Source organism: Streptomyces sp. NBC_00271 (genome assembly GCF_036178845.1).
Taxonomy (GTDB): Bacteria; Actinomycetota; Actinomycetes; order Streptomycetales; family Streptomycetaceae; genus Streptomyces.
In genome coordinates this window covers 10,378,187-10,390,989 of record NZ_CP108070.1, presented here as the reverse complement: position 1 = coordinate 10,390,989, position 12,803 = coordinate 10,378,187, and the positions used below count along the sequence as shown (strand labels likewise).

Below are 12,803 nucleotides of genomic sequence, written 5' to 3'. Positions count from 1 at the left end.
CTTGCGGTCGCGGTCCAGGTGCTGCTGCTTTGCTTCCTCGAGGGCGGCCGCCGCTGGCGAACGGTGTGTTCGCCGATCCCCGTGACGTGTTCGCGGGACAGGCGATCTGCGGTGATCCCGAGACGATCCACGGCATCGTCCTGACGGGACGCTCGAAGGCGGACAGCTCAGCACCGACACCTTCGATGAAATCGTTCCATCCGAAAGTCTCCGGAACAGTTCACTACGCGAAGTCGTTCGAGGCCGCTCTCACACAGTAGCGGCCCACCGATCGCGCCCCGGGGGCGCCGGACAACTTCCCAATGCCCCCGGGGCCTTCCGTTCTGAGTATGTTTACGGATACCAAGCCGCCAAGCGGCAGGAGGACCATCGTGGCCATGGGCTATCTCATCCAGGCGGCGAAAGCGGTCGCCGCGTCCGCCGCAGCCACGTTGGGCGGATGGCGTTTGTTCGAATCCCTCTACGTGTGGGCCGATCACGCTGCTGACGCGGAAGTCGACTCCGGACAGTCGGAGTGGTTCGCAGGGTCCACCCAATACCTGATTGCCAACGCGGCCGGCTGGGTGTTCGTGCCGATAGCGGTGTGGGGATTTCTGAGGCTGATGCGGCTACGAGGCAACCACCTTGCCGTCATCGTCTCCGCCTTCGTCTGGGTGATCTTCACCGCTCCCCGTCTCGTCGGTTCCCACCCCTCCCCGGGCACGGTCGTCGTATGGGTGGCTGTACAGACCGCCGTCACGGCCGCAGCATCTGCGGTGCAATCGGCCGGCCTGCCCGCAGACCCCAAGGCAATGCGGTGAGCTGGAGAACGAAGACGAAACGGGCCATGCGGTATGTGACCCGTGGCTCCGCTGCCGCCGGTCTCATCGTTCTCGGCAACGCCTACGGCTACGTCTGCAGGACTCACCCGAGGACGGTGCGCCGACTCGCTGGAAGGCACCAGTCCCAGCAGGCCCGTGAGGCGGCCGAGCAACGGCTTCGGAGCATCGTCCAAGCTTACGATGCTGTCTCCTCTCTCACCCTCCGCCTGCTCACCGTGGAGGACGTCTGCGCAGGCGGCGGCGGATGGGCTTTCACCACCGAATACGAGTACAAGATGTCCTGCACTCTGTACGTCACCTCCTACTACAGCGTCCAAGGCGACGTTGGCGACGTACTCGACGAGATCCTCGCCGCCAGCGACCGACCCGGATCGCCCATATCTTGCAGTCGTACCACCCTCCTGCCCGACGCGCGGGAAGTGGGCCAGTTGCTCAGCGTCGGACAGACCCTGTTGTGGGACACGCCGCGGTGCGCGGTGGAAGAGCCCCGCCCGTGTATGCGGCAGCAGAACGATCCGCCCGTGTACCGATGCCTGCGCGAACCCGCGGATCTGACCATGGCTGCCATCCGGCAGACATACGGCATGGTGCTCCGGCTGGACCTCAACCCTGTCGAATACTTCCGGGTCGGCAAACATGGCGAAACTTTCACAAAATCATAAATAGCCATCGCTGTCGTTCCATGAGGATCGGGTCAATGTCGATGGGTGCGGTTCCATTCGAGGGACGGTTGACCTGGGGTTCTCCTGTATCGGGGAGCTTGAAGTACGACCGGGGGCGGCGGCTCCTCCGCTCGAAGTAGGACCTGACCGGTGCTCAGGTGTAGGACGCCGACTTCACGCGTGCCGATCTCAGCGGCGCCGATCTCCACGACATCGACGTAGGCCTCAAGGACTGCACGGCCGTACACGACTCCGTCTCGCCGGAGCCCACTGGGCGACAGTAACCCGGTGGCCGCCCGCACTGAGTGCCACCATCCATGCCCAGTCCATCAAGACCGCCGACAACGCACATGGGTTGTAGCCGCCGTCACGGCACGCGGAGTGGTCTCGCAGCACGTGACCTCACTCTGAAGAGATGGACCCCACCCGTGTACCCGCCTCGCACGCCTCTGCGCCACATAGCGCAGCGCGTGCCGGATCCACGCTCACGCCTACCTGCGGGCAGCCACGGCTGGAGGTGCCTCACCTCACACCGTCCGGGGCCTCAACACCGGAACAAGCAGGGGAAGTTCACCGTTCATCTACATGTGGCTGCGGAGGGGACAGTGTCCCCGGGCCTCACCTATAGCCCATGGGGACGATCGCTCGGCTGAAGCCCCATGGAGCCTTTCGCCGCGAGGCGACCGCCCTCCGCACGCCACCACCTGCCGCCCCGGCTGGTCTCCCCCGTCCAGCCGGGGCTCACCTGTGCACAACCGCCGAAGGACCGTCAGGGGCTGCCAGAACTCGGCAGGGCATTCCCTCCGGCCGCCGCGCTTTCACCCGAGGCCGAGGCTGCTGAGGGCCGTGGTCCAGTCGGTGACGATGGCCTTCTGCGCGGCCGTGAGGGTGACCTTGCCGGCGCAGACGGCGGTGTGCAGTTTCGTCTCCACCGGGTCCTTCCGGTTGTTGACCCCGCCGCCCGCCTTGTGGCTGGGGTCCGGCGGCTCGATCCACAGATTCCGGGGATCGTTCGGGTCGCCGCCCAGCTGCAGGCTGATGAGGTGGTCGTACTCAGCGTCGCCCATGCGGCCCTTGTAGCCGTAGGAGGCGGCGTTGAGCGCCTTCTCCTTGCCGGTGACGGAGGTGGACGGCCGGATGCCGGAGGTGTAGCCACCCTTGCGGCAGATCGTCGACTTCAGATTCGCCTGGGTCACCGCCGGAGAGATCGCACCCGGCGTGCACGCCGGATCCTCCAGCGGCTCCCCCTTCTCATACCGGAAATGGCAACTGCCCGCCGGGGGCTGCTTCTGCACGGTGTAAGTGGTCTGCGGGCCGGCCCCGACCGCGATCGCCCCCTGCGGGCCGCCGCGCGCGTCCGTACCCGAAGACCCCGTGGCCGCAGTCCCGGCCGGCGACGCGGCAGATCCACCCGTTGCGGCCGGCGAGCAGCCCGCCAGGAACACCGCGGCGAACAGCACGGATGACGCGGCACGGTAGCTGGAGCGCATAACGACCCCTCACGAGCAGGCAATGGCTGGGCACATACTGCCCGGCCGGCGCATCAGCACACCGGCCGGGGCCCGCGCCAAGAAGCGCGACAGAATGCGGGGTGCGCCACCGCGCAGCCCGTTCGGCTCAAGTCCCAAGCGAAACTGCGGCTTTGGGCAAGGCTCGCCCATGCCCTGGTATGGAGAAGGTGCAGGTCACCAGATGTTCACCGCCTGCGTCTACCCGCATAGATTCGGCTGGTGGTGTCATTCCGTCAGCCGCCCGGAACCTCGCCTCCGGGCCAAATTCGGGAGACCGCCACATGCGACCTCTGCGCCGCGTCACCGCCACCACCACCGCCCTCGGCATGGCCGCCGCAGGCCTCATCATCGCGGTGAGCGGCACCGCGCACGCCTCCGCCTGTTCCCAGTCCCACCTGCCGCTGCCCGACTCGTCCTGCACGCCCGGCGCGTACAACCCCGACGTCACCCAGTCGAACATCCACAGCACCATCTGCGTGTCCGGCTGGACCGCCACCGTCCGGCCCTCCACGTCCTACACCAACCCCCTCAAGGCGCAGGGCATCATCGACTACGGGTACTCCGACACCAACATGTCGGACTACGAGGAGGACCACCTCGTGCCGCTGGAGCTCGGCGGTGCGCCCCGCGACCCCGGCAACCTGTGGCCCGAGCCGCACTACGGCACGAAGACCGCCTACACCAAGGACGGCACCGAGACGAAACTGAAGAACGCCGTCTGCAACGGCACCATCACCCTGTCCGCCGCACGCAGCGCCATCAAGAACAACTGGACCACCGCGCTCCAGGTCACCGGCATCGGCTGACCTCCCGTGAGGCCGTAGGCCGCGCCGCGTGATGGGATCCAGAGGGGACCAGCTGCACCCATGCGGCGCAGGGGACCCAGCAGCTCTGTCCCAGGAGCGCGGCGCGAGCGGCCACGGTCTGCAGGAGGCCACGCCCATCACCGTCACCCTCGCCCGCCGACCCCCGCGCGGCCACTCCGGCCGCCGACGCCAGTCCGTCGGTGGCCGGAGGTTCCTCGCCCGAGGCCCGGGCCGGGCTGTGCACGACGCCGTACTCGCGGGCGAAGCGGTTGGCCGCCGCGGCGGAGCCGAGGACCTCGGGCTCGATTGGGTCCGAGGTCTGCGTTGGCCGCAACCATGGCGAAGGGCGTCCGCTGGATAGTGTGTGACTACCAGCCCGGACGCCCTTTTGGCGGCACTGGACGTGTTCATCGACGACCGTGTGGCCCCACGTCGCCGAATCGGCCGACCCCGCTGACAGACAGGTCAGTCCCACTGCTCGTCCGCGAGGGAGCTGACCGGCTGCGGCTTGCCGATGACGGCCAGGGCGATGAAGAAGTTGATCTGGCCGATCGCGATGGTCAGGGTGGCCAGCGCCTTCTCGTCGTAGTGCTTCGCCACCTCGGCGTACAGCTCGTCGGAGACGCGCTCCTTGCCGTGCGGGGCGGGCTGGAGGGTGGCCTCCACCAAGGCGAGAGCGGCGCGCTCGGCGTCGGTGAAGTACGGGGCATCCTGCCAGGAGGAGACGGCGGTGATGCGCTCCTCGGACTCCCCGGCCTTGCGCAGGAAGCCGGTGTTCAGGATCGTCAGGTAGGTGTTGCCGACGATCTGCCCGGCGCGCAGGTGGACGAGGTTCATCGTGGTGCGCGGCACCGAGTGGTTGCCCGTGGCCCTGAAGAGGGCGGCGCTGATGTCGTTCAGCTCGGGCACGAACTCGGCCGGGTTGGGCATCCGGGAGATGGAGGTGTTCGTCATGGCTGCTCTCCTTCGCTACGGCCTGGTTGGCGTCTTCACAGCGCTGACGGATCGGCGCACGCAGATGTGACAGGAATCCGGAAAAGTTCTCTCACGTGCTCCGGACCTGGTGACAACCCTGCCCTTCCCGGGCCACGCCTGGATTGGGTGAGCCCGATGTTTCTCAGTGGTCGTAGGCGGTCAAGGATCGTTTGATCTTGGCGCCGGTGGTCCAGTTGTGCCAGATGCCGGCCGCCAGGGCGAGGCGGCGTTGGCCAGCGCGGGCGAAGACGCCGGCCTGGGTTCTGCCGCCGTGTTGTTTTCGAGGCTGAGCTGGCCCTTGAGGGTGTCGAAGACGGCCTCGATCCACAGACGGACGCGGGCAAGTCGACCGTGCCGGATCGGTTCGTTCTTCCGGTCCGGCCGGACCAAATCCGTGACAACCTCCTGGCTCGCATCATCGAGGGCGAACGCGAAGGCTGGCTCGGTGAGCTGGAAGGACTCGAAGTCAGCCTTGCCAGAGCTCAGGACAAACTCGCCCAGCTGAACGCCGAACAGACCCGCCGCAGTATCGCCGCCCCTGGACCGCCTGGACGACCTGGGACCGTTGCCCGTCGACGTCACCGCGCACCTGGACGCCGGCTACGACTCGGACAAGACCCGCACTGTGCTCTACGAACGCGGCCTGCACGGCCGCATCGCGCACAAAGGCGAGAAGGCGCCCATCCAGGCCAGTCAGCGTTGGCACGTGGAACGTACCCACGCCTGGCAGAACGCCTTCTACCGGCTCGCCCGCTGCTACGTGGCGCGCCACCGTCGTCGACGCATTCTTCGACCTCGCCGACTCAATCATCACCGTGCGCAGTCTCATCCGGCGGGCACGGACGACTCACCGCTGGGACGAACGCCCGAGCCACCGACCATGACCGCACCCGTATCCGCGCCACCTCTACACGTCGCGCACCGCAAGCAGTTCGACCGCTGCCCCAGACGACTCCAGCAGTGGTGCAGCAGCAGAGCGCCGGGGATCCGCCCGGTAGGCAGCGAGATCCTCACTGTTGGGAAAGGTTATGAGGTGGGCCTCGACCTGATCGTCCAGAGCGCGCAGTCGACGCTCAAGGTGCCCGCCATACTCGGCAAGGAGCGGCAGGACAGCGCTTTCATAGGCGTCGAAGGCGCCCAAGCCTCCTTCAGGTAGCCGCGCGAGCATCAAGTAGGTGACGGCCATGGCTCCTCATAGCGGGCTGTAAATAGTGATCTTCTGAGCCTAACTGGAGTACACGCCCTCAACACCGCCCGACGGCCGCCTATCCGCGCGACCTCTTACTCATCCCGAAGTCACCGTCGCCTGGGCGGATTCCGCCTATGGGGGAACCACATCCACTGGTCCCACTCCTTCCTCGGCCTCACCCTCAAGACGGTGCCCCGCCGGAAAGACCAGGACGGATTCGCCGTCCTCGCCAAACGGTGGCGAGTTGAACGGGCCATCGCGTCGATCATGAGAGCACGCAGAAACGTCCGTGCCTACGAGCGGCTCATCTCCCACAGCGAGGTCCACATCATGTGGACCTTCATCACCCTCATGGCGCGCCGTCTCACCCGGCCTCCCCGGCCGCCGCCTGCCGCACCGCGCCCCGTCGAACCGGTGAAAACGGCCGACAAGCCCAAGCCCATACGCATCCGGATGCAGCCACAGACAATCCGGCTGGCCCCCAACGCCTTGCGCTGACCAGCGAGTGAGCGTGGCACATCCCATCCGTCAGTAGTCGGTGAGATCCACGATCACATCGCAGTGCGGATCGTCGGAAGGCAGATGCAAGTGCTCGTTGGCCAGGAACGCCGGGGATACCAGAGCGCCGATCAGACCAGGCCCCGTATTGCTGATCAGCACGTCTACACCATACGTGCGGTCCCGCTCAGGTGAACGGAAGTAGAGGCGCATGCGGTCGTCGCCCGTGATGACCGCGCCGATGAACAGTGGTTTCCACGACACGTGCGTGGTGATAAAGGAGCGGGCGAGATCGAGCAGACGGCCGGTGGCTGCCTGCTCGACGCCTGGTTCAGGAGAGTTCACAGCTTGGCCCATGCCGGACACTTGTTCCCCGGTTGGTTGTGGCAGTACTCCGTGATGACGCCGATCTTCTGACCGCGACCGGCATCATAGCGGCCGTCCGTGGTCTTGCGCGTGTACTGCACGACCACCGTGAACTTCACCTGCCGTGGCGGGGAACGCCTGTCTCGAATACGACCCCGTCGTACTCCAGGTGTCCGTGGTGATCGTCCCGGTCCACACGGCCGTGCAGGGCCGCGTACAGGGTGGAGCATTTCTTGATGTTGTGACGGCCTGTGAAGTGATACCAGCCCAGCTCCGAGTTCCCGTAGCGGGTGACGATGTGCCTGCCCTCCGGGTCGTCCGTCTGGCACTTGACCCGTTGGTCCCACGGGTGCGGCACCACGGGCATCGGAGCGGCACTGGCAGTCCCCGACATCAGCGAAGCGGCGAACGCCATGGCGGCAGTGAGCGTCGCGATCTTCTTCATGGAGAAGATCACGTCATCAGCACACCGATCAACAACAGGCACCTATTGGACAAAAAACCGGGTTACGGAAAGATCGCCTCCCGTCGTCATCTCCCTGACCGTTGCTCAGCCCGTCTGATTGCCGCCTACCCCTTGACTTGAAGTGACCGCACCTCACCATGGCCCACTCGCTACGGAACGTCACAGATCACCGGTTCTGACGCAGCTTCTCACCTTGTTCCTTAACCTCGGGCCCGGTCGAGCGGTCACTCCTTGGAGTGACCGCAGAGTATGAGGGCGGCCTTCCTCGTGATCCTGAACTCTGCGACGAGATCCAGGGGTTCACAAGCAAGGCCGTGGGGATGAGTGTGCTACAACAGGTCAGCGAACGGGACGTTCGCGGAGCTGTCACGCTTTCGGACGGCCTTCTACGGGTGTCTGTCCGCGCGAGCGGATGCGTTCTTCGAACTGACCGACGCGCTGTTGTGCGCGGACGGCCCGACACGGACGCCGGTGGAGTTGTCGCTGCTCGCCGAGCACCAGCGTGGATACAGCCCGCTGTACGGTGCGTTGAACCATGGCCGCCTGGACGTGGACCGGCTGCGGGATCTCCTGGTGTCGATGCCACTACCGCGTTTCGACGGGCGGGTCGTGCTCACCGTGGACGTCTCCCCGTGGCTACGCGCTGTCCGCACTCGCCCACCGCGCGCGGCCCGTGTCCGCCGGGCGCTGGCCTCCTACTCAGCGCGCAGCGCGATCCGGGCGCGATCGACCTTGGTCCCGGGCGGGTAGGGCGGCATGCACGACTGATCGCCGCTGTCGCCGACCACTACACGGACGCGCTGGAGAAGGTCATCGAGGCGAAGCGGTAGAGCAAGGAGCCGCCCTAGTCATCCGAGACACCAGAACCCCAGGCGCAGGTGGTAGATCTGATGGCCGCCCTGGAGGCGTCCGTGGCCAAGGCGCAGGCCTCGCGAGGCGAGGGCGGCGACACCGAGGTGCACGAGATGCCGAAGAAGAAGACCGCGGCCAGGAAGACCGCCAAGACGCCCGCAAAAAAGACCACGAAGAAGGCGGCAGCGAAGCCCGGGCGCAGCGCCTGACCAGCCGGTCCTCCCCCTACGGCCTTCCCGCGTTCACCGTGGCCGCTCCGGCCACCGACGGCAGTCTGTCGGCAGCCGGAGGTCCCTCGCCGGAGGCCCGAGCCGGGCTGTACACGACGCCGTACTCGCGGCCGAAGCGGTTCGCTTCGGCCGCGGAGCCCGTCATCCGGTGCAGCCACAACCCGTACGCCACGGACTCCATCTGCTCCTGCGTCAGATACAGCCGCCACCGCTTGATCCCGTGATCGCACGAGGCCGTGCGGACCTGCTCCGCCAGCCCGTCGGCCAGCGGCACCCGGAGCTGATCAGCGAGGCCGACGAACACACGCAGCGCCGCCATCTGCGATGGGATCAGCTCCACCACCTGCCGGTCCACTTCCTCCCCGTCGGGCGGGGACTCGGCCCGGGGGCGGGAGCGGCCGTAGGCGAGGGTGTCGTGGCCGTACGGCGTCAGGCGGGCCGCCCTCCGCACGGGCCGCCCCTCCAGCGCCGACAGCTCCGCGCGGTCTTCCCGGCAGGCAAGCTCCACCAGGCCCTGGTTCTCCAGGGCGTTCACTTGCTGCTGGTGCGGTGAGAGGAGCTCCGTGTCCAGCGTCCAGCCGTGCCCGGCCGCCTGCCCGCGCTCGCACAGCGCCTCCAGCACCGACAGCGCCCTCTCCCAGTTCCTCATCCCGCTCCCCCAGCGTGTGCCCATCTGCGCGTGCGCCGACCGTAGACGCCAACACTGGTCCGGACGAGCCAAGGCGGGGAAGTCAAGCCCACCGGGTGACACCGGCCGCCACAGACGCGCCGGGCCTGTGCGGTACCGCGCCGGATCCGTCAGTACCGCAGGCGTCTGCTGCTGTGCTCAGGGGGTGACGTCCAGTACGCGGCACCGGTGCGGGGCCGTGGTGGCGATGACCGTGCCGTCGGGACGGTCCGGGGTGGACACCTTACGCCACCACCGGGTTTGGTGATTTCAGCAGTTGAATTCCACGAGCGTACTGTAAGTCCGACCGCCCTTGACCTCGAGATGGCCCCAGACCCGGAACCCGTACTGAAAAAGGCAGTCGGGGGTCATGCGTACGCCCTTCCATATCTTGCGCGTGGTTTGGCCTTTCTTGACGGTGCGCCAACCGGTTTACTTCCGGACCCCCCGACCACTTGTCCCTTGCGCGTCACCTTCCAGGATCAACCTTGCTCGGATCCTTGCGCCGGACTTCTTCTTGTATTCCACGCTGACATGACTCATGTAGGTGCTGTGTGTGTTGAGCCCGGTGACGCAAAGCTTCCCGGCACCCAAGTCTTCGCAGTGGCTGCGGATTTCGAATGCGGCCTGTGCGTTGGCGACTACCGGCGTGTGGCCTTCCCCGGCTTCGGCGGGGGTAGCGAAAATTCCTGATGTGGCTATGGTGGCGGTGGCGGCGCAGAGGGCCAGACGCTTGATCAACTTGATCTCCCGGATCGAATCTGTATTACCGTCACCATCAGATTGCCGGGCGACCAACCGCGTGTCGTTGGCGGACAGTCCACGCCTGATTGGTGTTGCGTCTACTCCGGGAAGCGCTGAGCTCCCTGGCGGTAGCTCGGTGATCGAGTGAATGATTGTGAGGATGCTCCGCCCCTTGGCGAGCGGCGTAGGCGGCCACGCCGTTGGCGCCGAGATCGGTGGCCGGGGAGAGTTTGGGCAGTACCGAGACGAACTTGACGCCAAGTGCGTCCCGTTCGGATTCGGCGGCGGCGTAGGCGCAGATGAACTTGATCGTGGCCTTGGCTTCGGCGTAGCCACAACTGAGGGGCGAACCGCCCAGCGCGGCCCCGCTGGAGAATGGAGTCGGCGGCCTGGGCGACGAAGGCCCCTGGATGGTCGCGGCTCCATGTCGGCTGCATCACCGCCCGAGGTCGGTTACGTTGATAAAGCACCTGGTCACAGGGGGGTAACAAGCCGTAACCCACCCGGGACACTCCATGACCGGCCTGACCGTCATCCTGCTGCTCGTGGTTCTGGCCACCGCCGTGGCGACCGGTGCCCGACGCTGGAGCTTGCCCGCCCCCTCGCTCCTCGTAGTTGCCGGTCTGGTCGTGGGGCTGATGCCCTGGGTTCCAGAGGTGAGCCTGCCGCCTCACGTGATCAACGTGCTGGTGCTGCCACCGCTGCTCTACGCCGCGGCCGGAGAAATCTCCGTCCGCGACCTGCGCACCGTGTGGCGGCCGGTGACCGGCCTGGTCTTCGGCCTGGTCCTCGCCTCGGCCATCGCCGTCGGGTACGTGGCCCACGCGATCACCCCGCTCACGGCCGCGACCGCGTTCGTCCTCGGCTCTGTCCTGGCCAGCACCGACCCCGTGGCCGTGACCGCGCTTGGCCGGCGCCTGTCTCTCCCACCGCGCGTGTTGGCCATGGTGCAGGCGGAAAGCCTGTTCAACGATGCCACCTCACTGGTCCTGTACAAGGTCGCCGTGGCCACCGCGGTGTCCGGCAGCGCCATCAGTGTGCCCGGGACCGTTGAGCAGTTCCTGATCCATGCAGGCGGAGGAGGCCTCATCGGCGCGGCGGTCGCCGCAGTAGTGGCCCTGATCCGCAGACGGACCGAGGACCTGCCAGACCGTGGGAGATCGACGACGAGTTGTGGGCGCGGATCGAGCCGCTGCTGCCGGTCGTCCCGCGTAATCCGCGGCGTCCAGGCCGCAAGCGTCCGGATAGTCGCAGGGTGCTGTGCGGGATCCTGTTCGTGCTGTACACCGGGATCCGCTGGGAGTTTCTGCCCCAGGAGCTGGGCTTCGGCTCGGGGATGACCTGCTGGCGACGGCTGCGGGACTGGAACGAGGCCAGCGTCTGGCAGCGCCTGCACGAGCGCGCGATCACACCCCCGCACTGGCAGGTACCACCATGGCATTGCGTCGCGGCCGCCCCACGGGACCGCATGATGCGTGGGCCCTGTAGTGGTTTTGATGCGCTGGGCCGGCGGGGAAGGGGGCGGGCGGCGTCCCGGATAGCCGCGCCTACACCTCCCAGCCGTCCCCGTCCATTACAGGTAGGCCATAAGCGGCGTCTCGGGCATCCGGAGCCTCAACCCCGAAGGTTTTGCGGGACCTGCTCCTGGACGACGTCCTCACCCTCCGGCCCCGGCGCGCGGGTGCGGAGGGCACCGGACACGGGGCGGGCAGCACGACCGGGGCCAGCGTCACGCACGGTTCACCGATAGCAGTCTGGGCGGCTGCGGCCGACTCGCTTCCCCATCACAAGGGACTTCGCTCGTGAGAAAAGGACACGGGCAACAGCTGCTCGGCGAGCTTGCGGGTGGATTTGGTGGTCCAGCGCAGCGGCGACATGGAATCTCCGCGGACGTCGGGCTCGACCAGCGTGAGGAGTGCCTCCCGGACGGCCGAATTCCGGTCGGCGATGCGTTTGCGGCCGGCGCCGGGCCGACGGACCCGTCCCAACGGGGCTTCTCCGGAGGCGAGTTCCCGCATTCCGGCAGACACTGTGGCGTCACGGACACCGGCGGCACGGGCGACCGCTCTGATCCCGCCATGACCGAGGGCCTGGGCCTCCGCCCCTATAAACAAGCGGCGCTGCCGCTCGTCGAGGTGCGGCAAAATCGCCCCGAACTTGGCTGCCAGCACAGCCCGTTAGCCTTCCAACCCGCTCATACCAGACCAACGAGCCACCGAGCGGAAAGCTACGAGTTAAAGACTGCACGCCCTAAAGCGGACAGCACATGCAGGTGTCTTCGCTGCCCGCCATGGAGTGAGAGGACGAGAAGACGTGGATGTGTATGAAGCCGTGGACAGTCGCAGGGCCGTGCGGGCGTTCAGCGATAAGCCGATACCCAAAGAGGTACTTGAACGAGTACTGGCAGCAGCGACGCGGGCTCCGTCGAGTGGGAATCTCCAGCCTTGGCATGTGTATGTCGTGACCGGTGAGCCCTTGGCCGAGCTGAAGAGACGCGCGACGGCCAGGGCGCTGGCGGGAGACCCGGGTGATGAGCGGGAGTATCCGATGTACCCGGCCGAACTGACCTCACCGTATCTGGACCGTTTCTCCGCCGCGGCTGCGCAGCGGTACAAAGCGCTGGGAATCAAGCGCGACGACCCCGACAGGCCCACCAAGATCGCCGCCGTGAACTCGGACGCGTTCGGGGCGCCGGTCGTACTGTTCTGCTACCTCGACCGGACGATGGGGCCCGGACAGTGGGGGGACGCGGGGATGTACTTGCAGACGGTCATGCTGTTGCTGAGGGCGGAAGGGTTGCACAGCTGCCCCCAGGTGATGTGGACGATGTTCCGCGAGACTGTCAGCGAGGTGGTTGGAGCCGATGACGGGCTCGTGCTGTTCTGCGGTGTCGCGGTGGGGTTCGAGAAGGAAGGCGTGCCACGGCTGCGGACCGGGCGGGCGGACATGGCAGAAACGGTGAGCTTCATCGGAGCATGACCCGCTGACCGGTGATCCTCACGACAGACGGGTCGTC

Annotated in this window: 14 protein-coding genes and 6 pseudogenes; 11 read left to right on the top strand and 9 right to left on the bottom strand. The window is 66.8% G+C overall.

Annotated features, from left to right (window positions below):
- Nucleotides 1–371 precede the first annotated feature (371 nt).
- From OG798_RS47375 to OG798_RS56775, 3 genes and pseudogenes are all read left to right on the top strand, one after another.
- A complete protein-coding gene (locus OG798_RS47375; RefSeq protein ID WP_328759179.1) occupies nt 372–800 on the top strand; it encodes a hypothetical protein in 429 nt (142 codons plus the stop codon).
- A gap of 26 nt (nt 801–826) precedes the next feature.
- Entirely contained in the window at nt 827–1,483 is a 657-nt protein-coding gene (locus OG798_RS47370) for a hypothetical protein (RefSeq protein ID WP_328759178.1), read from the top strand.
- 167 nt (nt 1,484–1,650) lie between these two features.
- Nucleotides 1,651–1,767: pseudogene (locus OG798_RS56775) on the top strand (hypothetical protein); the annotation flags it as partial.
- Between the two features lie 534 nt (nt 1,768–2,301).
- Here the strand turns inward: OG798_RS56775 and OG798_RS47365 are convergent.
- Nucleotides 2,302–2,973: a hypothetical protein gene (locus OG798_RS47365; RefSeq protein ID WP_328759176.1), complete on the bottom strand. Its 672-nt coding sequence runs from the start codon at nt 2,971–2,973 to the stop codon at nt 2,302–2,304.
- 302 nt (nt 2,974–3,275) lie between these two features.
- Between OG798_RS47365 and OG798_RS47360 the strand changes: the two genes are divergently transcribed.
- Nucleotides 3,276–3,800 carry a hypothetical protein gene (locus OG798_RS47360; RefSeq protein WP_328759175.1) on the top strand — a complete coding sequence of 175 codons (525 nt, stop codon included), beginning with the start codon at nt 3,276–3,278 and terminating at the stop codon, nt 3,798–3,800.
- A gap of 465 nt (nt 3,801–4,265) precedes the next feature.
- On the opposite strand, the gene OG798_RS47355 is transcribed toward OG798_RS47360, so the two are convergent.
- The gene (locus OG798_RS47355) at nt 4,266–4,754 is read right to left on the bottom strand and encodes a carboxymuconolactone decarboxylase family protein (protein ID WP_328759173.1); all 489 of its coding nucleotides are present in this window, start codon (nt 4,752–4,754) and stop codon (nt 4,266–4,268) included.
- 163 nt (nt 4,755–4,917) lie between these two features.
- Nucleotides 4,918–5,186, bottom strand: a pseudogene (locus OG798_RS47350) (IS982 family transposase); the annotation flags it as partial.
- A gap of 115 nt (nt 5,187–5,301) precedes the next feature.
- On the opposite strand from OG798_RS47350, the pseudogene OG798_RS47345 reads away from it, so the two are divergent.
- Nucleotides 5,302–5,659 (top strand): annotated as a pseudogene (locus OG798_RS47345) (transposase); the annotation flags it as partial.
- A gap of 23 nt (nt 5,660–5,682) precedes the next feature.
- Here OG798_RS47345 and OG798_RS47340 read toward each other — a convergent pair.
- Nucleotides 5,683–5,961: a hypothetical protein gene (locus tag OG798_RS47340; RefSeq protein ID WP_328759172.1), complete on the bottom strand. Its 279-nt coding sequence runs from the start codon at nt 5,959–5,961 to the stop codon at nt 5,683–5,685.
- A 270-nt stretch (nt 5,962–6,231) separates the two neighbouring features.
- Here OG798_RS47340 and OG798_RS47335 point away from each other — a divergent pair, with 270 nt between their 5' ends.
- Nucleotides 6,232–6,462, top strand: a complete 231-nt coding sequence (locus tag OG798_RS47335) for a hypothetical protein (protein ID WP_328759171.1) — start codon at nt 6,232–6,234, stop codon at nt 6,460–6,462.
- Nucleotides 6,463–6,492: 30 nt separating this feature from the next.
- Here OG798_RS47335 and OG798_RS47330 read toward each other — a convergent pair whose 3' ends face one another.
- Both OG798_RS47330 and OG798_RS47325 read right to left on the bottom strand, forming a co-directional pair.
- Nucleotides 6,493–6,807 (bottom strand): hypothetical protein, encoded by a 315-nt coding sequence (locus tag OG798_RS47330; RefSeq protein ID WP_120984957.1) that lies wholly within the window; start codon nt 6,805–6,807, stop codon nt 6,493–6,495.
- Between the two features lie 136 nt (nt 6,808–6,943).
- Nucleotides 6,944–7,285 carry a hypothetical protein gene (locus tag OG798_RS47325; protein ID WP_328759169.1) on the bottom strand — a complete coding sequence of 114 codons (342 nt, stop codon included), beginning with the start codon at nt 7,283–7,285 and terminating at the stop codon, nt 6,944–6,946.
- A gap of 333 nt (nt 7,286–7,618) precedes the next feature.
- Between OG798_RS47325 and OG798_RS47320 the strand changes: the two genes are divergently transcribed.
- Complete coding sequence (locus OG798_RS47320) at nt 7,619–8,044, top strand: transposase (protein ID WP_443054111.1); 426 nt, start codon at nt 7,619–7,621, stop codon at nt 8,042–8,044.
- Between the two features lie 140 nt (nt 8,045–8,184).
- Nucleotides 8,185–8,355 carry a hypothetical protein gene (locus OG798_RS47315; protein WP_328759168.1) on the top strand — a complete coding sequence of 57 codons (171 nt, stop codon included), beginning with the start codon at nt 8,185–8,187 and terminating at the stop codon, nt 8,353–8,355.
- 16 nt (nt 8,356–8,371) lie between these two features.
- On the opposite strand, the gene OG798_RS47310 is transcribed toward OG798_RS47315, so the two are convergent.
- Both OG798_RS47310 and OG798_RS47305 read right to left on the bottom strand, forming a co-directional pair.
- Nucleotides 8,372–9,025: a DUF6417 family protein gene (locus OG798_RS47310; protein WP_328759167.1), complete on the bottom strand. Its 654-nt coding sequence runs from the start codon at nt 9,023–9,025 to the stop codon at nt 8,372–8,374.
- Nucleotides 9,026–9,475: 450 nt separating this feature from the next.
- Complete coding sequence (locus OG798_RS47305; protein ID WP_328759166.1) at nt 9,476–9,784, bottom strand: hypothetical protein; 309 nt, start codon at nt 9,782–9,784, stop codon at nt 9,476–9,478.
- Between the two features lie 518 nt (nt 9,785–10,302).
- Here OG798_RS47305 and OG798_RS47300 point away from each other — a divergent pair.
- Both OG798_RS47300 and OG798_RS47295 read left to right on the top strand, forming a co-directional pair.
- Nucleotides 10,303–10,917 (top strand): annotated as a pseudogene (locus OG798_RS47300) (cation:proton antiporter domain-containing protein); the annotation flags it as partial.
- Nucleotides 10,918–10,946: 29 nt separating this feature from the next.
- Nucleotides 10,947–11,186: pseudogene (locus OG798_RS47295) on the top strand (transposase); the annotation flags it as partial.
- A gap of 424 nt (nt 11,187–11,610) precedes the next feature.
- On the opposite strand, the pseudogene OG798_RS47290 reads toward OG798_RS47295, so the two are convergent.
- Nucleotides 11,611–11,958: pseudogene (locus OG798_RS47290) on the bottom strand (ISAzo13-like element transposase-related protein); the annotation flags it as partial.
- Nucleotides 11,959–12,100: 142 nt separating this feature from the next.
- Here OG798_RS47290 and OG798_RS47285 point away from each other — a divergent pair.
- Nucleotides 12,101–12,766: a nitroreductase gene (locus OG798_RS47285; protein ID WP_328759164.1), complete on the top strand. Its 666-nt coding sequence runs from the start codon at nt 12,101–12,103 to the stop codon at nt 12,764–12,766.
- The last annotated feature ends 37 nt before the right edge of the window (nt 12,767–12,803 follow it).